The sequence below is a fragment of the Boudabousia tangfeifanii genome, from assembly GCF_001856685.1.
Classification (GTDB): Bacteria; Actinomycetota; Actinomycetes; order Actinomycetales; family Actinomycetaceae; genus Boudabousia; species Boudabousia tangfeifanii.
The window spans coordinates 673500-692108 of record NZ_CP017812.1; the positions used below are offsets into that span (position 1 = coordinate 673500).

General features: G+C 52.6%; 24 protein-coding genes and 1 other RNA gene. 19 read left to right on the plus strand and 6 right to left on the minus strand.

Annotated elements, in window-relative coordinates; genetic code table 11:
• The first annotated feature begins 14 nt into the window (after nucleotides 1-14).
• From BK816_RS02625 to ssrA, 10 genes are all read left to right on the plus strand, one after another.
• Entirely contained in the window at nucleotides 15-470 is a 456-nt protein-coding gene (locus tag BK816_RS02625; RefSeq protein ID WP_071163795.1) for a hypothetical protein, read from the plus strand.
• A gap of 12 nt (nucleotides 471-482) precedes the next feature.
• The gene (locus tag BK816_RS02630; protein ID WP_156981976.1) at nucleotides 483-950 is read left to right on the plus strand and encodes a hypothetical protein; all 468 of its coding nucleotides are present in this window, start codon (nucleotides 483-485) and stop codon (nucleotides 948-950) included.
• Entirely contained in the window at nucleotides 943-1395 is a 453-nt protein-coding gene (locus BK816_RS02635; RefSeq protein ID WP_071163797.1) for a hypothetical protein, read from the plus strand. The genes BK816_RS02630 and BK816_RS02635 overlap by 8 nt, the downstream gene beginning before the upstream one ends.
• A gap of 63 nt (nucleotides 1396-1458) precedes the next feature.
• On the plus strand, nucleotides 1459-2577 hold the full coding sequence (gene prfB / locus BK816_RS02640; protein WP_071163798.1) for a peptide chain release factor 2: 1119 nt from the start codon (nucleotides 1459-1461) through the stop codon (nucleotides 2575-2577).
• Between the two features lie 84 nt (nucleotides 2578-2661).
• Complete coding sequence (locus BK816_RS02645) at nucleotides 2662-3498, plus strand: M15 family metallopeptidase (protein ID WP_204377202.1); 837 nt, start codon at nucleotides 2662-2664, stop codon at nucleotides 3496-3498.
• Nucleotides 3499-3635: 137 nt separating this feature from the next.
• Nucleotides 3636-4328, plus strand: a complete 693-nt coding sequence (gene ftsE, locus BK816_RS02650) for a cell division ATP-binding protein FtsE (protein WP_071163800.1) — start codon at nucleotides 3636-3638, stop codon at nucleotides 4326-4328.
• Complete coding sequence (gene ftsX, locus BK816_RS02655; protein ID WP_071163801.1) at nucleotides 4329-5243, plus strand: permease-like cell division protein FtsX; 915 nt, start codon at nucleotides 4329-4331, stop codon at nucleotides 5241-5243. It abuts the gene before it with no gap.
• A 9-nt stretch (nucleotides 5244-5252) separates the two neighbouring features.
• Nucleotides 5253-6635 (plus strand): peptidoglycan DD-metalloendopeptidase family protein, encoded by a 1383-nt coding sequence (locus tag BK816_RS02660; RefSeq protein WP_071163802.1) that lies wholly within the window; start codon nucleotides 5253-5255, stop codon nucleotides 6633-6635.
• Between the two features lie 100 nt (nucleotides 6636-6735).
• Entirely contained in the window at nucleotides 6736-7257 is a 522-nt protein-coding gene (gene smpB, locus BK816_RS02665) for an SsrA-binding protein SmpB (protein ID WP_071163803.1), read from the plus strand.
• A 115-nt stretch (nucleotides 7258-7372) separates the two neighbouring features.
• Nucleotides 7373-7750, plus strand: a transfer-messenger RNA (tmRNA) gene (gene ssrA, locus BK816_RS02670).
• 346 nt (nucleotides 7751-8096) lie between these two features.
• On the opposite strand, the gene BK816_RS02675 is transcribed toward ssrA, so the two are convergent.
• A complete protein-coding gene (locus BK816_RS02675) occupies nucleotides 8097-8429 on the minus strand; it encodes a hypothetical protein (RefSeq protein WP_071163804.1) in 333 nt (110 codons plus the stop codon).
• Nucleotides 8430-8467: 38 nt separating this feature from the next.
• Between BK816_RS02675 and BK816_RS02680 the strand changes: the two genes are divergently transcribed.
• Nucleotides 8468-8854, plus strand: a complete 387-nt coding sequence (locus BK816_RS02680) for a hypothetical protein (RefSeq protein WP_156981977.1) — start codon at nucleotides 8468-8470, stop codon at nucleotides 8852-8854.
• A 97-nt stretch (nucleotides 8855-8951) separates the two neighbouring features.
• Here the strand turns inward: BK816_RS02680 and BK816_RS02685 are convergent, their stop codons facing one another.
• Genes BK816_RS02685 through BK816_RS02700 form a run of 4 tightly spaced genes read right to left on the minus strand, consistent with a single transcriptional unit; the run spans nucleotide 8952 to nucleotide 10344 of the window.
• Nucleotides 8952-9287: a hypothetical protein gene (locus tag BK816_RS02685; RefSeq protein ID WP_071163806.1), complete on the minus strand. Its 336-nt coding sequence runs from the start codon at nucleotides 9285-9287 to the stop codon at nucleotides 8952-8954.
• A gap of 47 nt (nucleotides 9288-9334) precedes the next feature.
• Nucleotides 9335-9679: a hypothetical protein gene (locus BK816_RS02690; protein WP_071163807.1), complete on the minus strand. Its 345-nt coding sequence runs from the start codon at nucleotides 9677-9679 to the stop codon at nucleotides 9335-9337.
• A gap of 4 nt (nucleotides 9680-9683) precedes the next feature.
• On the minus strand, nucleotides 9684-10010 hold the full coding sequence (locus BK816_RS02695; RefSeq protein ID WP_071163808.1) for a hypothetical protein: 327 nt from the start codon (nucleotides 10008-10010) through the stop codon (nucleotides 9684-9686).
• Between the two features lie 4 nt (nucleotides 10011-10014).
• Nucleotides 10015-10344, minus strand: a complete 330-nt coding sequence (locus BK816_RS02700; RefSeq protein ID WP_071163809.1) for a hypothetical protein — start codon at nucleotides 10342-10344, stop codon at nucleotides 10015-10017.
• Between the two features lie 175 nt (nucleotides 10345-10519).
• On the opposite strand from BK816_RS02700, the gene BK816_RS09285 reads away from it, so the two are divergent.
• The 6 genes from BK816_RS09285 to BK816_RS02730 all read left to right on the plus strand — a co-directional run bounded on the left by BK816_RS09285 (nucleotide 10520) and on the right by BK816_RS02730 (nucleotide 15108).
• Entirely contained in the window at nucleotides 10520-10675 is a 156-nt protein-coding gene (locus BK816_RS09285; protein WP_156981978.1) for a hypothetical protein, read from the plus strand.
• A 116-nt stretch (nucleotides 10676-10791) separates the two neighbouring features.
• Nucleotides 10792-11172, plus strand: coding sequence for a hypothetical protein (locus BK816_RS02710; RefSeq protein ID WP_071163811.1), 381 nt, complete (start codon nucleotides 10792-10794; stop codon nucleotides 11170-11172).
• Nucleotides 11173-11481: 309 nt separating this feature from the next.
• Complete coding sequence (locus BK816_RS02715) at nucleotides 11482-11763, plus strand: HU family DNA-binding protein (RefSeq protein ID WP_071163812.1); 282 nt, start codon at nucleotides 11482-11484, stop codon at nucleotides 11761-11763.
• 195 nt (nucleotides 11764-11958) lie between these two features.
• Nucleotides 11959-12726, plus strand: coding sequence for a glucosamine-6-phosphate deaminase (gene nagB / locus BK816_RS02720; protein WP_071163813.1), 768 nt, complete (start codon nucleotides 11959-11961; stop codon nucleotides 12724-12726).
• Nucleotides 12727-12964: 238 nt separating this feature from the next.
• Nucleotides 12965-13297, plus strand: coding sequence for a DUF3039 domain-containing protein (locus BK816_RS02725; RefSeq protein ID WP_071163814.1), 333 nt, complete (start codon nucleotides 12965-12967; stop codon nucleotides 13295-13297).
• Complete coding sequence (locus tag BK816_RS02730; RefSeq protein WP_071163815.1) at nucleotides 13294-15108, plus strand: DEAD/DEAH box helicase; 1815 nt, start codon at nucleotides 13294-13296, stop codon at nucleotides 15106-15108. Before BK816_RS02725 ends, BK816_RS02730 begins: the two co-directional genes overlap by 4 nt.
• 96 nt (nucleotides 15109-15204) lie before the next feature.
• On the opposite strand, the gene BK816_RS02735 is transcribed toward BK816_RS02730, so the two are convergent.
• Complete coding sequence (locus BK816_RS02735) at nucleotides 15205-16578, minus strand: nicotinate phosphoribosyltransferase (RefSeq protein ID WP_071163816.1); 1374 nt, start codon at nucleotides 16576-16578, stop codon at nucleotides 15205-15207.
• 183 nt (nucleotides 16579-16761) lie between these two features.
• On the opposite strand from BK816_RS02735, the gene murI reads away from it, so the two are divergent.
• Together murI and BK816_RS02745 are read left to right on the plus strand one after the other, a co-directional pair.
• Nucleotides 16762-17586, plus strand: a complete 825-nt coding sequence (gene murI / locus BK816_RS02740) for a glutamate racemase (RefSeq protein WP_335622222.1) — start codon at nucleotides 16762-16764, stop codon at nucleotides 17584-17586.
• Entirely contained in the window at nucleotides 17586-18488 is a 903-nt protein-coding gene (locus BK816_RS02745) for an MBL fold metallo-hydrolase (protein ID WP_071163817.1), read from the plus strand. The genes murI and BK816_RS02745 overlap by 1 nt, the downstream gene beginning before the upstream one ends.
• Nucleotides 18489-18609 lie beyond the last annotated feature (121 nt).

Here is an 18609-nt window from a genome sequence, read left to right on the forward strand (position 1 = left end):
CGATTTTTTGCGTAATGCTTAGCCCAGAACAGTTCCTTGGCGCTAATCGAGAACATCTGATCAAAAGACAAACTCGACCATCATCGATTGGACCTTCGAGCGAATCAGGCTCGGCGGTAATCAGCCATGTGCTGGTACAGGCCTTAGTAGTTCTAGTGGTGCTTGCCCTCCTACAACTTGGCTACGGCTTGCACACCCGTAATACCGCACTAGTTGCGGCACAAACTGCCGCCAGACGAGTCTCCTTGGTGGGAGCTACCAAGGTTGAAGGACAAAAAGTCGCCGAGAAAATTGTGGCGCAAGCTTTGCCCCATGGGATACCACCCGTCGTGGAGGTAAAAATAAGGCCGCAAGGAGCTGGTCGCATGAGGCTAATTGAGGTAATGGTTGAGCTGCCAGTACCATTGATTGGTCCGTGGGGAATAGGGCATCAAATCAAGGTGAAAAGTCATTACCTGCAAGTGGAATAGCAGTTGGTAGCTATGCGTAACTCAAGGTTTAGATTTTGGCTCCGCAAGGCTTTATCGGAATCGAAACATTTGGATGAGTCGGGGGAAGCCACCATCGAGTTTATTGGTATCTTTGCCGCCCTCGGTCTACCAATTTTAGCTTTGATACTTTCTTTGGCGAATCTTCAAGCTGGTACTTTTGCTGCCCAGAGCTTGGCGCAAACGACCTTGCATCAAGTCTCTCAAGGAGTGCAGGATCCGGCCTTACTACAGGCTCAAGCGACACTAGTGCAAAAAGATTTTCAGCTTTCGACTCCTCCGGTAGTTAACTACAACTGCGGTAGGTGTCAGCTTGGCGACTTTATCGCGGTGAAAGTGAACTGGAGTATTCCACTTCCAGTGGTTCCCGATTGGCTTGGTCTTAAAGAACACCTTGCGATCAAAGTGGAGGCACAAAGTAGCGGGTTAGTTTTGGCAGAAAGAAGACCTAGCAGTGAGTAAGTTTCAAAGAGTTTTGCATGCTCAGAAATTTATAGCGAACGAGGACGGGAGAATCTCGTTATTGTTTGCAGTTTTGCTGGTGATTGTCGCCGGAGCAGTTTTGACTTTTTCAGCTATCAGTAGCGTGCAACTACATAAGATTTATCTGCAAGGAGTGGGAGACCAAGCAGCTTATGCGGCGGTTTCGAGTTTTGCCAATGATAGCTACTACCGGCAGCGGGGTGTTTTAACTAGTGAGGAAGCACAGGTAGCTTGCGAAAGATTCTTGACTCTGCACCAAAGTAAGCAGGCGCCCATAGGGGATCCAATTAAGTTAGAAGAAGTGCGCGTCGAAGGTAATAAAGTGTTTGTTTCTTTAAGCTGGCTGGCACCCGTACCCTTCATGTCGAAACTATTGCCTGTTTTGATTCCCATCAGAGCGGACTCGGTGGCCAGAAGACGCTAATCGCGAGTAATCTCGCAACTGGGAGCAGTCCCTAGCTGGGGCGTCAGTGTTAGAATGTCGTACGTGGCCATTGATTTTACTGAAGAAATTTCCGCGCTGCGGGCGACCTTGGCAAATGTTCAAGCCGTAACCGACCCAGCAGCCCTAGAAGCAAAGATCGCTGAACTTTCACAGCAGGCATCTGCCCCTGACTTGTGGGATGACCAAGCGAAAGCACAAAAAGTTACCTCTGCGCTCTCTCATGCCCAGGCCGAGTTGGCTCGGGTCAAGGAGATGGGTGCTCGGATCGACGACCTCGAAGCTTTGTTGGAGCTTTCTGCTGACGAGTCTCCGGAAGATGCCGAAATGATGGAAGAGGAAGCAGGCGAAGATCTGGAAAAGATCAAGCGCGACCTTGCCGACCTCGAAATCCGCACTCTTTTGGCAGGCGAATACGACGAGCGTGAAGCGGTAGTGACCATCCGTTCTGGTGCTGGCGGCGTTGACGCAGCCGACTTTGCCGAAATGCTGCTCCGCATGTACTTGCGTTGGGCTGAACGCCACGGCTACCCAACCCAGGTTATGGATACTTCTTATGCGGAAGAAGCTGGCATTAAGTCCGCAACTTTCGAGGTTAAGGCCCCTTACGCTTACGGTACTTTGTCGGTCGAGGCCGGCACGCACCGTCTGGTCCGTATTTCTCCTTTTGATAACCAAGGCCGTCGCCAGACTTCTTTCGCAGCAGTCGAAGTTATTCCGTTGATTGAAACCAACGATGAGATTGACATTCCTGAATCCGAACTTAAGGTTGACGTTTTCCGTTCCTCCGGTCCTGGTGGGCAGTCAGTTAACACCACCGACTCGGCTGTGCGTATGACTCACATTCCAACCGGCATTGTGGTTTCGATGCAGAACGAAAAGTCGCAGATTCAAAACCGCGCTGCTGCTTTGCGAGTTTTGCAGTCACGTCTTTTGCAGCTTCGCCATGAAGAAGAGCAAGCGAAGAAGAAGGAAATGGCTGGCGATATTAAGGCCGCTTGGGGCGATCAGATGCGCTCCTACGTGCTGCAGCCTTACCAGATGGTTAAGGATCTTCGTACTGGCCATGAAGATGGCAATACTTCAGCAGTCTTCGATGGTGCCATTGACCAGTTCATCGATGAGGGCATTCGCTGGCGCGTAAACGGCGAAAACGAGGAGTAATCACCCACATTGCTCTAGCCGGACGCTGGGCAATGTGCTAACTTAATCAGTTGTTACATATTCGTTACCAAGGGGGTGTTTTAGGTGCGTCGGAAGACGATGATTATTGTGGCTGTACTAGTCGCGATCGGCATGTGTCTGCCATTTTTGGCTTCCGCTTTTGCGCTCGAGGACGCCCTCGGCCAGCCGGAACAGGTGAGCATCTCAGAACCGAAGGCAACGGATAAGCCTGCGGTAACTCCGCAGAGAACTCCAGAAGAAAACTGGTTGCAAGTACCCACTTTGCCTTTGATCGAGAAGGGTTTAGGGACAACTGGTTTTCCGACTTTGCGCCCGTTTATTACTGAGGTAGATGAACAGGTTTTGCAGGCTTGGGAGAAGTCACGCAAACCGCATCCGATTCCAAAAGATTTTAAGATCGTCAATAAGGTTCGGGCCTTACCAGCTGATTACGCTCCGGGGGAGGATCCTAAGGCAGCTAAAGCGGTACGCGAATTAATTGCCGCTGCGCGCAAGGCTGGATTGGATATTTCTGACGATTATTCAGGTTACCGCGATTACCAGCATCAAGCTGGGCTTTATAACCTGTATGTAGAAAAGTATGGCAAGGACCGGGCAGATACGTTCTCTGCTCGACCCGGACACAGTGAACATCAAACTGGCCAGGCTTTTGATTTAAAGAGCAATTCGGGAGAGTTGCTTGGCGTGGTCGATGGTAAGCGCACCGCCTACTGGGTGGCGCACCATGCTCACGAGTTTGGTTTTATTGTTCGCTACCAAACCGGTAAAGAAGCAATCACTGGTTACCGAGCCGAGCCTTGGCACTTGCGTTATGTTGGGGCGGAAGCTACCAAAATTTACCGTTCAGGCCTCACCCTGGAGGAATACTATGGGGTGAAGGGCGGCAACTATGCCAACTAATTTCGCCGGCACCGGGGTTCGTTGCCGGCGCGTGTTTTTTGCACTTTTTCCAAATTTTGACCGTAAGCTGACACTCAAACTGACACCAGCTGAAGATAGACAGCTTGTGCGCTGCGAACAGTAATGGATGGGAGCCCATGATTACTTTTGATAATGTCACCAAGATTTACCAGCGCGGGGCTGCTCCCGCGTTGGATCACTGTTCTTTGAACATTGGTCCGGGGGAGTTTGTCTTCTTGGTGGGGGCTTCCGGCTCCGGTAAATCGACTCTAATGTCTTTGGTTTTGCGTGAAGAGCGGGCCTCTTCTGGGCAGATTCACGTCCTCGGTCAGGACATTACCAAGCTGTCGCGCTGGAAGGTGCCGGGGTTGCGACGCCAAATTGGTACTGTTTTCCAGGACTTCAAACTGCTTGCTAACAAGAATGTGTTTGACAATGTGGCGATTGCTCCTCAGGTGATTGGCCGTCCTCGGCACACGATTGCCCTTGAGGTGCCTGAGGTTTTGGAAACCGTGGGTTTGGGTGGCAAAGAAAAGCGTATGCCGCACGAACTCTCGGGTGGCGAAATGCAGCGCGTGGCGATCGCTCGGGCGATGGTGAACCGCCCTAAGCTTTTGTTGGCGGACGAACCAACCGGTAACCTCGACCCGCAAACTTCGGTGGGCATTATGCGTCTTTTAACCCGTATTAATCAGAATGGAACCACCGTCGTGATGGCCACCCACGATAGCCAGATTGTGGACCAGTTCCGCCGTCGCGTCATCGAACTTGATGAGGGTCGCGTGGTTCGTGACCAAGAACGTGGCATCTTCGGAATGAGGAGTGAGTAAGTGCGCGCAAGACTAATTCTGACCCAGGCGGCCAAAGGTTTGGCCCGCGACAAGGGCATGGCTTTGGCGATCGCCTTGGTAACTTTCGTTTCGATTCTTTTCGTTGGTTCGGGCGCGCTTTTGCGTTTGCAGGTGGCTCAACTTGAGGACCAGTGGTTTAACCGCATCGAGGTCACCATTTACATGTGTGCCCCCGGTGAAAAGGGCGGCCAGTGTGCCGGAAATGGGGCCAGTCCGGAGCAAGTCGAAGCGGTTTCAACTGCTTTGCAGTCCCCAGAAATGAAGCCTTATGTCAAGGAGTTCCAGTTTGAGACGCGGGAAAAGGCTTACGAGAATTTCCAGCGAATCTACAAGGATAACTACTTGGCGGCGGCTACCAAGCCGGAGATGTTGCCGGAGTCTTTCCGCGTAAAGCTGGTGGATCCTAGCCAGTTCCGCATTATTAACGAAGAGTTCCAGGCTAAGCCTGGGGTTTCTCGCGTATATGACCAGCACCAGGTGGTTCAGCCGGTACTTAACGCTTTGAATCGTGCCGCCTACATGGCCTGGGGTTTGGCTTTGGTTATGACGGTTGCGGCGGTGCTTTTGATTACCACCACGATTCGTTTGTTCGCAATGTCGCGTGAGCGCGAAACCGCGATTATGCGTCTGGTTGGTGCGTCCAACTTGTTCATTCAGGCACCGTTCATTTTGCAGTCTGCGATTGCCGCCATGTTTGGTGCGGTCTTGGCAATCGGCGCCATGTTCCTTGGCGTGAAGACAGTGGTGCAGGGCTGGATGGCTCCATCCTTCCCCTGGACCAGTTTTGTGGGATATCGTGACGTGGCTTTGATTGCCCCAATCCTGCTAGGTGTTTCGTTGATTTTCGTCGCAATCGCGGCGGCTATCTCCCTAGCAAAGTACACGAAGGTTTAGACTAGAAGTATGGCTTTGAAAAATGGTTCGAATTGGCGTTACCGCCTAGGAGTTGCAGCGGTAGCGTTACTTATGCTGCCCTCGGTGACTCTGGTGGCAAATACCCAAGGAGAGTCATTTTTCCCGCAGGCTATGGCCGCCCCGGTGCCCGCCGATAAGGAATCGGAGGAGCGCAAGCAGGCGGAGGAAGAAATCGCCGATGCTTCTTTGAAGATCGAGCAGGCTCACGCACAGATGGAAGGCATGAACCAGAAGCTGGGTGCCCTCTACGTGGAAATGAAGAAGGTCGAAACCCAGATTCCGGGTGCTACTGCTGAGCTTGATCAGGCTGAGACTGAACTGGCTAACCACCAGCGTCGCGAGGCGGAAATTACGCAGCGTTTGGATGCGGCCAAGAACCAGTTGGCAAAGCTGGACGAGCAGATTGCTCAGTCCACCCAGGAATTGAATGAGACGCAGGAGGCCTTGGGTGATCTGGCTCGGCGTACTTACCGTGGTGAGTTTTCCTCATCTCCTCTGGGCTTGGTTTTCGCCGGCGAGAAGACGGCAGATATTGCTGACTTGACCGCCGCCGCGAACATGGCCACGATGGTCCAGATGCAGGCGATTACCGAGGTCGAAAATGGGCTAGCCACCAACCGTAACCGTTCTGAGCGCCAGAAGGCTTTGACCAATTCGATTGGTACCCTCCAGAAGGAAGCCCAAGAAATGGTCACGAAGTCAGCTGCTTTGCGTGACGAGAAAGATCGCAAGCTTTCTTCCTTGAAGCAGTTGCAGGAACAGAACCGAATCCTGGAAGCGGAAATCAACCAGAAGAAGGATGAATTCGCTCGGGAGGAAGCCGCGCAGGAGGCCCGTCGTCTTGAGGCCGAGGCTCGGATCGCTTCTTTCGATGAGGCAGCTCGTTTGCGTCAGGAACGCGACCGCGCATTGGCGTTAGCACAGAACCGTGCTTACGAGGGCGATATTGGTCCTTCTACCGGTGACGCAATTTGGGGTCGCCCGATTCAGGGACGCATTACGGTGCTGTCACCTTGGGGTTACCGTGTCCACCCGATTACGGGTCGCCGTAAGCTTCACGAAGGTGTCGATCTTCGTTCCCCAGTGGGGGAGCAGCAGTACGCCGTTCACGATGGCACGGTTGTTGAGTCTTATTACGATTCGGGTTGTGGCAATATGGTCACCTTGGATTTGGGTATTTTTGGTGGACACCGTTGGTTGTCTCGTCAGTGTCACCTCTCGGCCCGTTTCGTTCAGTTGGGTCAGCGGGTGCGCCGTGGCCAGGTCATTGGTTTGACTGGTTCAACTGGTGCGGTTACTGGTCCTCACGTTCACTTTGAGATTTGGCGTGACGGCATTTGTGTTAACCCGATGCCGTACATTGGCGGCTAAGGTTTTGCTGGCCGAGGTCGTCCTCGGCAAAGAAAACTGGCGTAAAATCTTTGACCACTTGGTTGTGGTACTCTAGTGCGCACGATGAAAGGAGGGAATCATGCCTAAAGATTGGAAGAAACCGAAGCTGACTGCAGCGGAGAAGGCGAAGCAGGCAGCTGATGCTCATAAGACGATTGCACGCAATAAGAAGGCGGCACACGACTACCATCTAGAGCAGAAGTATGAGGCTGGAATCGTTTTGACCGGCACTGAGGTGAAAGCTTTGCGGGCAGGACGTGCCTCTCTTTCTGAAGCGTGGGTCGAGGTCGAGCATGGTGAGATTTGGCTCGTGAGGGCAAATATTCCTGAGTATGCTCAGGGAACTTGGACCAACCATGCTCCTACTCGTAAACGTAAACTTTTAATGCATAAGAGTGAAATCGTGTCCTTGGCAATGAAGACCCAGGCGAAGGGTTACACGATTGTGCCTACTGAACTTTATTTCTTGGGCGGTCGCGTCAAGGTGGAAATCGCTTTGGCTCGCGGTAAGCAGGAATGGGACAAGCGTCAGGCCTTGCGAGAGAAGCAGGACCAGCGTGAGGCCCAGCGGGCAATGCGCGCCTATGCTCGTCGTGGCTAGTTAGTCTTTCGTGGCTGTTACCAACCTCTTGGTTTTTTGATTGGTTGGTGCTACCATGATTGTCCTGCCTTTTTAGCTGTTGAAAAGGTAGGAAGGTTATTTTTATAACTCAATAGGGGATGATCGGTTTCGACGACGGTTGTCGATTGAAGGGAAGCGGGTCGAGGATGCACAGTCATCTCGCTAACGATCTGTGTAAACCAATAGGTGCCAAACAGAATCGCACCGACTTCGCTCTGGCCGCCTGAGCCATCGAGCGCTAAAAAGTCCGTCACCCTAGACTTTGCTTTCGGTCTAGGTGCTGGCGTCGTTTAGAAAGCCACTGGCTGCTGGTGTGGTTGCTTCATCAGCGGCGAGATTTATAGCAACTGGGCCTGTCCAATAACGTCGTTCATGCGAGTTTGGGGGCCGAGAAAATCCAGAATGAACTGCACCCGGAGAAGACTTCAGGGCCAGCCGCCGGACGCGGGTTCGATTCCCGCCATCTCCACCCATAGCCCCGCTGTTTCGTTGAAATAGCGGGGTTTTTGCTGCTTTGGGGTGCGTGCAAGCTAGAATTTTTTTACTGTTTAGCTCTCTACGTAGCTGCTGAGCTTAGGTGAGACGCGGTGTCTGGTCGTAAGATTTACTGACTTCCCATCACTAGCTGTCGCCTCGTTAAGTTCTAATCCCGGTGAGGCATTGAAATGGCGCTTTTGGTTACTAGTGTGTCGAATGGCTGCTAATTTTATCGACAGTAATTTTGTCGATGATGGGTCGAAAACTTTCGCACTCGATTTTGATTTAACATCTTCAAGTTCAAGGAATGGTCCGATCGCTGTATCGTTTTGGCAGAAGTGTTACTTTTTCTTTTTGTCGATAAACAACCCGATAGTCATACCTAGCACTACTCCAACACCGGTGCCAAATGAAAACTGTTCAAAAGTTAGCCCAAGCGAGGCTCCGAACATCATCCCTACAATCAAACCTTCGATCATATAGGTATCTTCGGGTTTTTTATTCTTCGCATACTTATTGACGATAAACACTACTGCGACGGCAATAATGGCCGAAACGATGATGGGTAAAAGAACCTTGAAAATTTCCATGGCCACCTCATTTGTTGTGACGGTCACATCATTTTTAGTATCCCATAAAGTGTCCGGGACTTCTAGGTGGGACTTTCGACTCATGATATCTTGGAGGCTCCAGCAAAACTAACAAAGGAGTAATGATGACGGTCGATGCTATGAATGAAGTAATGATTAACTTTAAGCGCCAAAAACGGACCAAGTTGGCCTCTTTGGTCGCCGTTGGTGTACTTTGTGTGGGACTTGCTGGGTGTGGCGGATCTGCTGCTTCCTCCTCTACTGATGGAGTCAGCAAAGAAGAGGTTTCCCAAGGCATAGTGAAAATCTATATTAAAGAGAATGCTAAGGCAGTGCCCCAGGCTGACTTTAAGAAGGTCGGTGACTGCGTGGCTGAGGAAGTCGACGGCAAGATTTCAGAAGAATCCAAAATGAGGATTGCGCAAGGACACGACATCATGCCTAACGAAAAAGATTACGATGTAATTTACAAGGCAACTACCAAGTGTGTCGAAAAAGTTAGAGGCTAAACCTAGACTCAATGATATTTGGACCTGTCGGTTGCGAAGGGCTCCGTAACAAAAGAAATCGAACGGTCTATATTGCGATTTAGGTTTATCTCTCCAACTAGTTGGATTCTATTGTTTCTACCCGTCCGTCGAGTAAATCGTTTAACCCTTTGGAGCTACCAAAGTTATTCCACTGGTGTTCGACATAGCGGGCAAAACGCTCAGGTAGCGTTTGCCATTCTTGAGCGATCTCAGCCTGACAATCGTGACCACACGAACTCTGATCGCAAGAATAATGGTTGGTAATCAAAGGGGCATCAATAGTAAAAAACTCAAGCATGCCCTCAGACTCAAGGATTTCTTCACGCACGATCTCAGCCCAAGTCACCGTTCTCTTTTGACCATTAAACCCGGCTTCTTGGTAGGTCACTAAAGTATCGTCAGTAAGCTGCATTTATCATCACTCCCTTGCTTGAAACCTCAATGTTTCAAATCTCTATATTAGATGTCCTCTTTTGGCTTATCGATGAGTTTAGCTGCTAAAGGCCAGGGGTCGGGGCCGAGTGCGCGGTTTTCTGCAATTGCGTCATGGAACCATGGGTGATCAGTTTGGGTGTCCCAAAATTTACCTTCTTCGATAAGTTGGTCCAAGTATTTGTCGGCGATTCGGCAACTGATTCGGTTTGCTTTGCGAACGTAGAATGGCATGTCAGTTAGTCCGGTGCCGTAACACCACTGGTGGTCGATAACGTCGTTTGGGTCTTCGCCAAGGGCGGGCATCAAAATGTCGAGGACTGGGCCGTATTGCTCGTCCGTAATTTCGTCCCCGGTGAATGTTCGTGCCATATTGCTACCGTTCTATTATTTTGGCCGCTAGTGGCCATGGGTCTGGGCCGAGTGTACGGTTTTCCGCAACTGCTTCATCGAATCCCGGTGCCCAAAGATTTGCCTCAGTGAATTCACCGTCGTCCGCTATCATGTCGAGGTATTTGTCAGCTATCCGGCAACCAACTTTATTGGCTTTGAATAGGTAAAAGGCCATTTCGAAAAAATCGCCACCGTTCCATTGCGAATCGTAAACACAATTTGGGTCTTCGCCAATCGCGGGCAGGAGAACATCAAGGACAGAACCATAGTTTTCATCCAAAATGTAGCAGCCATTATATGTGCGTGCCATGTTGTTACCGTTCTATTATTTTGGCTGCTAGTGGCCAGGGGTCGGGGCCGAGTGCGCGGTTTTCTGCAATTGCGTCATGGAACCATGGGTGGCGTTGTTGGGTGTTCCAGAATTTGCCCTCTTCGATAAGTTGGTCCAAGTATTTGTCGGCGATTCGGCAGCCGATTTCGTTAGCATCACGAACATAGAATGGCATGTCGGTTAGTCCGGTGCCGTAACACCACTGGTGGTCGATGACATCGTTTGGGTCTTCGCCAAGGGCAGGCAATAAAATATCGAGGACCGGGCCGTATTGCTCGTCCGTAATCTCATCTCCAGTGAATGTGCGCGCCATAAATCTGAGTATATCTGCGTCTTTCAAGATTTTTCAATGAGTTATCTATCTGCTACTCGTATCGGCTCCTAGTTTGGCGTATTTTGATAACGCGAATTTAGAACGGTATATCGGCGAGGATGAAAAAGACGCGGTTGTTGATCTCTTAATTGATGTCAACAGAATAGGAGTTGCGTTGCCCCTTGATTATCTAGATTGGCTCGAAAATCTTCAAGGTGCTCACCCAGAGCGTTTTCGTTTGATTGCGCATAACCGAACGTTCCTGAGGGAGGAAGAAAGCCCTAAGCCGTCGACCGAAGATAGCGAACTACCGCCCTCGGGAGATTTCTAAAACGGCGGAAAATCGCCAAAAATTTGAAGCGTCAAAACAAACTAAAAGTTGTTTTGTGTTGCCGATTACATTAGGGTGGAAAGAGTAAACATCTCTAAAAAGGAGCGTGATTGTTTATGTTGTCCGTTGCCCGCAAGGAAAAAACTAGTAACCGTAACCTAGGCGTCAAAGCACTTGTGCTTGCTGCTATCGCCCCAATGGCACTTGGGCTCGTTGGATGCTCAGATAGTTCAGGCGGTTCCGCTGGTACTAGCAAGGATGATGTCGAGAAAGGCATCCTCAAGATCTACACTCCTCAGAAAGACGTAATCGGTATTAATGACGAGCAGGTTAAAGAGATTGCGTCTTGTTTCGCCAATGATATTGAAGGCAAGATCTCTGAAGAAAGCAGGAAGAAGATTGCCTCTGGTATCGACATTCCACCAAATTCCCCTGACTATCAGGCGGTATTCGACGCATCGAAGAACTGCGCTCAAAAAGTAATCACAAAAAAGTAGTCTCTGAATCCAGAAAACGTATAGAGATGATCATGTGTTTCGGCTTCTTGGTCGGTCAGAAAGTGCCAAAATGCCTAGCAGCCGAACCGCAAATAGATCACATTTTTGCTCGAAAAAGTCCCAATTTTTGTGACATGTGTTGATAAAAATGGCGATTTTTAGAGCAATTTCCGACAAAATCGGGTTTCGCCGTGTAATTTCGGCGCAAACACGGCAAAATAGCTTTCAGAATGAGCGGTAACCCAAATCCGCCGCGTTCTTAACCGTGGACGCAACAGCGTCCCAACTACATGAAGGGTGATAACAAATATGTCCATGAACCGCACTGAACTAGTTGCAGCCATTGCCGAACGCGCTTCCTTGACCAAGGTCCAGGCAGACGCCGCTCTCGCCGCTTTCCAGGATGTCCTCATCGACTCCTTGGGCAAGGGCGAAGCCGTTAAGGTCACCGGTCTACTCTCCGTAGAACGCGTAGAACGTGCAGCACGCACCGGCCGCAACCCACGCACCGGCGAAGAAATCCACATTCCAGCTGGCTACGGCGTCAAGATCTCCGCTGGCTCCACCTTGAAGAAGGCTGTCGCTAAGTGATCTGAAATCTAAACCTACAAGTTTAGACACTTAAGCTAAAGCGCCCCCGCTACCCAAAACAGGTAGCGGGGGCGCTAAACAATTACCAAAACGCAACCAAAAAACCGCATAAGAAAGTAGAACTAAAAAGCTAGGGAGAGTAGAATAACAGGCGAAAGTGCGCAAGGTTGCGCAAAGACTGTTGAAAGGAACACCATGGAGGTCTTCATTCTGCCCGATGAGAAAGCCATCGGGGAAGCCATCGCCGCCCGCATCCAAAAAGTATTTGAAGCCAACCCCAAGTCCAACCTGGGTGTTGCTACCGGCTCTTCGCCACTATCCACCTACAAGGCACTAATCGACCTAGTCAACGCCGGCAAACTCAGCTTCAAAGACGCACACTTCTTCATGCTTGACGAATACGTGGGAATCGACGAGAACCACCCAGAGCGCTACCGCAACGTCATCATGACCGAAATCGCCTCACAGGTAGACGTCGACCCAGAAAACGTCCACGGTCCCAACGGTAACGCTGACGACCTCGAAAAAGCTGTCCAAGAATACGACAACCTCATCAAGGAAACCGGTGGCGTAGACCTCCAGATCCTCGGCATCGGCTCCGACGGCCACATTGCCTTCAACGAACCAGGCGGCTCCCTCGTCTCCCGCACCCACGTTGGTGTCCTTACCAAGCAGACCCGCGAAGACAACGCCCGCTTCTTCGACGGTGACCTCTCCAAGGTTCCCACCCACTGCGTCACCCAGGGCCTAGGCACCATCATGGATGCCCGCGAACTCTGCCTCGTCGCCACCGGCGAAAACAAGGCCGAGGCCGTCGCCCAACTAGTTGAAGGTGGCATCAGCGCCCTCTGGCCCGCCACCATCATGCAAATGCACCCCAAGGCAGCCATCTTCATTGACGAAGCCGCCGCCTCCAAGCTCAAGCTAATCGACTACTACCGCGAAATCCAAGCCCAAAGCTAAGCAAGTAGCCGACCCAAAACTTCTGTCCTCGCCAACTAATTCCACCAAGTTGGCGGGGACAGAACCCTATTACCTAGATAAACACCACAAAGCACCCAGCGCCCACAAAGTAAATCGCAAATAAACCCAGCAAAGCGCCAAAAATCAAGCAAAACCAGCGTCGTCAAATCAGTTTCGCCAACTGCCAAGCTGGCAACAAACAATTCTCCCAAGCTGGCAGGTGCGCTAAAATAAACCCATGACTTCGTTAGATTCACCTTCATCACCCAGCCCAGCAGAAGAACCAACCACCGCTGGTAGTGTCGGCGTTCTGGAAAAACCAGAAACCGAACCCAAAAAAGATGACGGTGACAATGAACGCTACGCCCACTACATTCGCCCCGGAAAAGCCAAATCAGGACGTATGGTAGTGGCACTCTGTGGCAAAATCTGGATCCCTACCAGAAACCCTAAAGACTACCCAGTCTGCCCAACCTGCAAAGCCATCTTCGAAAGCCAAAAAGGACTCGGAAAAGGCTGGCCCTTCAACGGTGGCTCCGGCGAATCAGGCAATGGCGGTTCAGAAAAGTGACCGAGGCCGAACAGCCCTCACTCTTTGACGAATCACCCAGCAACTACCAAGCCAGCACACTTCCGCCAGCCTACCCCCGTCGCGCGGCCTGGGGCACCGCGTCATCACTTCGAGCCTGGCAGGCCGCGGCCATCAACCAGTACCTGGAAACTGAACCGCAAGACTTTTTGGCAGTAGCAACCCCAGGCGCAGGTAAAACCACCTTCGCCCTGCGAATCGCTGCCGGCCTACTCGCCGACGGAGTAGTAGAAAAAGTTACCGTTGTTTGCCCCACCGAACACCTCAAAAACCAGTGGGCAGAAGCAGCCGCCAGGGTTGGCATCCAGCTCGACCCCGCCTTCACCAACGCCCAACGCGTAGCCGGCGAACACTTCGACGGAGTGGCCGTCACCTACGCCCAAGTAGGGGCCAACCCGCAAGTACACCTTGCGCGCACCCAAGCAGAACGCACCCTCGTCATCCTCGACGAAATTCACCACGGTGGTGACTCCCTCACTTGGGGTGACGGCATTGGCATCGCCTTCGCGCCCGCCACCCGCCGACTAGCCCTCACCGGTACCCCCTTCCGTTCCGACACCGCGCCCATTCCATTCGTGCGCTACGCCAAAGACGAGCAAGGCATTCGCCGCTCACAAGCCGACTACACCTACGGTTACGCCGAAGCCCTCCGTGATGGGGTAGTGCGCCCCGTCATCTTCCTGTCCTACTCCGGGTCCATGCACTGGCGAACCTCAGCAGGGGACGAGGTCGCAGCCCGCCTCGGCGAACCACTCACCAAGGACATGACCAAACAAGCCTGGCGTACCGCCCTCGATCCAAAAGGCCAATGGATGCCAGCAGTGCTAGCGGCAGCCGACCAGCGACTCACCCAGGTGCGCAGATCCGTCCCCGACGCAGGTGGACTCGTCATCGCCTCCAACCAAACCGCCGCCCGCGCCTACGCCAAACAGCTCAAAGACATCACCGGGGTATCGCCCACAGTCGTCCTCTCAGACGAGGCCGCCGCCTCCGCCAAAATTGACGAGTTCTCAAACTCCAAACAACGGTGGCTCGTGGCCGTGCGCATGGTCTCCGAAGGTGTTGACGTGCCCCGCCTAGCCGTTGGCGTCTACGCCACCTCTACCTCCACACCGCTCTTCTTCGCCCAGGCTGTCGGACGTTTCGTGCGTGCACGCAAACGCGGCGAAACTGCCTCCGTCTTCCTCCCATCCGTCCAGCCGCTCCTCGAGCTCGCCGCGCAGCTAGAAGCCCAACGTGACCACGCCCTCGATCGGCCCACCACCGACGGTGGCTCCAACCCAGAAGACCTCGAATTGGCGCGCGCCCAAAAAGCTGAAACCGCCTCCGCCGACCTGCTCCCCGGATACGAAGCGCTCGGGGCCGAGGCCGAATTCGACGGTGTCCTCTTCGACGGCAACCAATTCGGGCTCGGCGGGGAAGTCGGCTCCCTCCAAGAACAAGACTTCCTCGGAATTCCCGGGCTACTCGAACCAGAACAAGTAGCCGACGTGCTACGCCAACACCAGCGGCAACAAATGAAAGTTGAGAAACAACAACGCAAAGCCGCAGACGTCGCCAAAGCCAACCGGGAAGCCAACGCTAACCTCAGTGCCCACCGGCTACGCGCAGCCAAACGCAAAGAGCTACAAAACCTCGTCGCCTCCTGGTCGCGGCGCACCGGTGAAGCCCACGCGCTCATCCATTCGCAACTACGGCACGCCACCGGCGGACCCGAAGTGGCCCAAGCCAGTACCGAAGTCATCCAGGCGCGCATCGACCTCGTACGCAAATGGCACGTCGGCCAGCGCTAAACCGGTCCAGGTAGCGCTTACCAATAGCCAAACAACAGCAAAAGGGGAGTCACCCAAAGGTGACTCCCCAAAACTTTACTAAAACGAAAACCGAGACTAGTTCGGCTTAGCTGCCGAGGCCAAAGGCACCACGCGAGTCTCAACCGCCGGTTCGCCCTCGGACAAGCGCCAAGCCGCGTAAGGCAACTGGTTACGCACCTTCTGGTGGTACTCAGCAGCACGCAACAATGCCTGCGGGCCATACCAAGTACGATCAATATTGCCCTCTTCAACCAGCTTGATCTGCAACGGGCGCAAGGTCAATTCGTCCTCGTCGCCAGCCACAATCGCATCCTTGAAGTCCTCACGATTACCCACATAGAGGCGTTCTTCCACAGCATAGCCGTCCTCGTCAAAAGCGCGTGCCGCCCACTTGCGACCCGCAATCGTCGACTTCGACTTAGAACGCTTCGCCACACCTTCCATGTAGCCTTCCACGCCCTCGCGCTCCACCAACTTGTAAACCAAAGCGGCAGTCGGAATACCAGAACCGGTCACCAACTTGGTGCCCACCCCGTAAGAATCCACCGGGGCAGCACCCAAAGCCGCAATCGCATACTCATCAAGGTCAGAAGTAACCGTGATCTTAGTGTCCTTCGCGCCCAAAGCATCCAACTGGCCACGAACCTTGAAAGCCTGAGCCACCAAGTCGCCAGAATCGATGCGGACCGCGCCCAGCTCGCCACCAGCCTCCCGGGCTACCCGAACCGCAGTCTCAACGCCCTTAGGAATGTCGAAAGTATCAACCAACAAGGTGGTGCCGGGGCCCAAAGTATCCACCTGAGCCTTAAACGCTTCCTCTTCAGTCTCATGCAAAAGAGTAAAAGAGTGGGCCGAAGTGCCGATCGTAGGCAAGCCATAACGCTTCCCAGCTTCCAGATCCGAAGTGCCCACAAAACCACCAATAAAGGCCGCACGTGCAGCCGAAACGCCCGCGCGTTCATGCGTACGGCGAGCCCCCATATCCAAACAAGGACGGCCGTGCGCCGCAATCGTCATACGGGAAGCGGCTGAAGCAACTGCACAGTCGTGATTCAACACCGAGAGCAACATAGTCTCAAGCAGACAGGCCTCGGCAAAAGTACCCTCAACAGTTAAAAGGGGAGAATTGGCGAAATAAACATCGCCCTCACGATAGCCCCAAATATTACCTTGGAACTTGAAATCTTTAAGGAACTCTAAAGTTTGTTCATTGACAACCTTATTATTGTGTAAATAATCAATGTCGTCCTTGGTGAACTCAAAACGCTCCAGCGCTTCAAGCAAACGACCCGTGCCGGCAACCACGCCAAAACGACGAGCCGCAGGCAAGCGACGGCCAAAAAGTTCGAAAACTGAACGACGGTGAGCAGTGCCGTGAGCCAGCGCCGCCTCCACCATAGTCAGTTCGTACATGTCAGTTAATAATGATGTAGACCATGATGCACTCATGTTCTAACCATACCCAACCAAAGACCTAGAACCACGTCAAAACGCGTGAACTACACTGCATTAAGGTTTTATTGCGGACAAGAAGAATGGTTCGTCAACCAATATTTTGCTAATTTTACGTTTCGTGTCCATTTTCACCCTCTATTGGTGCGGAAAAGTAAAGAAAATGCAGTTAATCTTTTAATGATGAATAACTCGCCGATTGGTTTCTTTGATTCGGGGGTGGGCGGCCTAACCGTGGCACGCGCCGTCCTCGACCAATTGCCGCATGAACAAATCATCTACGTAGGCGACACTGCGCACGTTCCTTACGGCACTAAAACCCTAGAACAAGTTCGGCGTTATAGCTTGGCCATTATGGACAACCTAGCTAATCGTGGCGTCAAAATGCTGGTAATCGCCTGTAACACCGCCTCCTCGGCAGTATTGGCCGAAGCCCAAGAACGCTACGATATCCCAGTAATTGGCGTCATTGAGCCCGCGGTACGTGCCGCCCTCGCGGTGACCAAAAACCACAAAGTAGGCGTGATTGCCACCCCCGCAACTGTTTGCTCGGGGGCTTACGAAAAAACTTTCGCCCAAAACGGGAATGTCAAAGTCTACTCGCAAGCTGCCCCTGGTTTCGTTGACCTCGTCGAATCGGGCGTCACCAGTGGCCTAGAAGCCATCGACCTAGCACACACTTACCTGGATGAGATCCGCAATGAAGGCGTCGACACTCTCGTCCTTGGCTGTACTCACTACCCGCATCTACAGGCCGTCATCTCTTACGTGATGGGCGGGGGAGTCACCCTCGTCTCATCCTCGGACGAAACTGCCAAAGATATCTTCCGGCAGCTGGCCCAAACCGAATCTTTCCGCGACCCGCAGCTACCCAAACCCAAACACGAGTTCTACACCACCGGAACGGGAGAAACCTTCTCGCGACTAGCCTCGCGATTCCTTGGTCCAGTGGTAGAACAGGTGGACATTTTGCCACCATCATCCAATACTGGAGTGACAAAATAATGAAGTTAACAATCGTCGGATGCACTGGTTCCATGTCAGGACCCAAATCTGCCGCCTCTTGCTACCTGCTGCAAGCAATGGGGCCAGATGGCAACGGCGGAGAACGCATGTGGAACATCGTTTTCGACCTCGGCCCCGGATCCTACGGGCAACTATGGAACTACATTGACCCCTCAAAACTAGATGCGGTCATTTTCTCCCATTTGCATGCCGACCATTGCGCTGATCTTATTTCACTTCAGGTCTACCAAAAATGGGCGCCGGGCCGACCTGGGCGTCCCGTCACCATGATTGCCCCAAAGGGGATTGAACAACGCATCCGCGAAATCGACGGAGACCACCAAGCTAGTTACCAAGAAGAATTCGACTTCTGGGAAATCGCTGACGACCGTCGTCACTTCGAAATCGGACCATTCAAACTTGAAGCCTTCCAAGGATGGCACACCATCGAATCCTACGGCTTCAGAGTTACTGGACCTGCTTCACATCCCGCTTCGCAGTCGCGTGGAGTTACCATCCTCGGTCACGAAAAATACCCTGTGGCCTCAGACGGTGGCGGAATCCTGCTAGATGACACTCTGCCTAATGACACCTCCACCTTCGCCTACACCGGTGATACTGACTATTGCGAAGAAATCGTCAAAATGGCGACTGGCGTCGATTTGTTGCTAGCCGAGGCCGGTTTCCTCAAAGCCGAAACTGACAAAATTGAAGGAGACGTCTCTGGCGTCCACATGACTGGGGTATCGACTGGACGTCTAGCCAAAGAAGCGCAAGTTGGTGGCATGATTATCACCCACATCCAGCCCTGGACCCCACGTGGAGCCGTCTGGGACGAAGTACGTGAAAACTGGCACGGGCCACTGATTATCGCCGACACAGGTTTACGCTTTACCGTCTAAACGACCCGAACAAAAGGTCGCAATCGCCAGCCGCGGGACTTTGCCAAAGCCCGCCACTCAGACATAACCGAGGGCGAGGATCCAACTTGGAATCCTCGCCCTCGAACAGTTTAGACGCCCA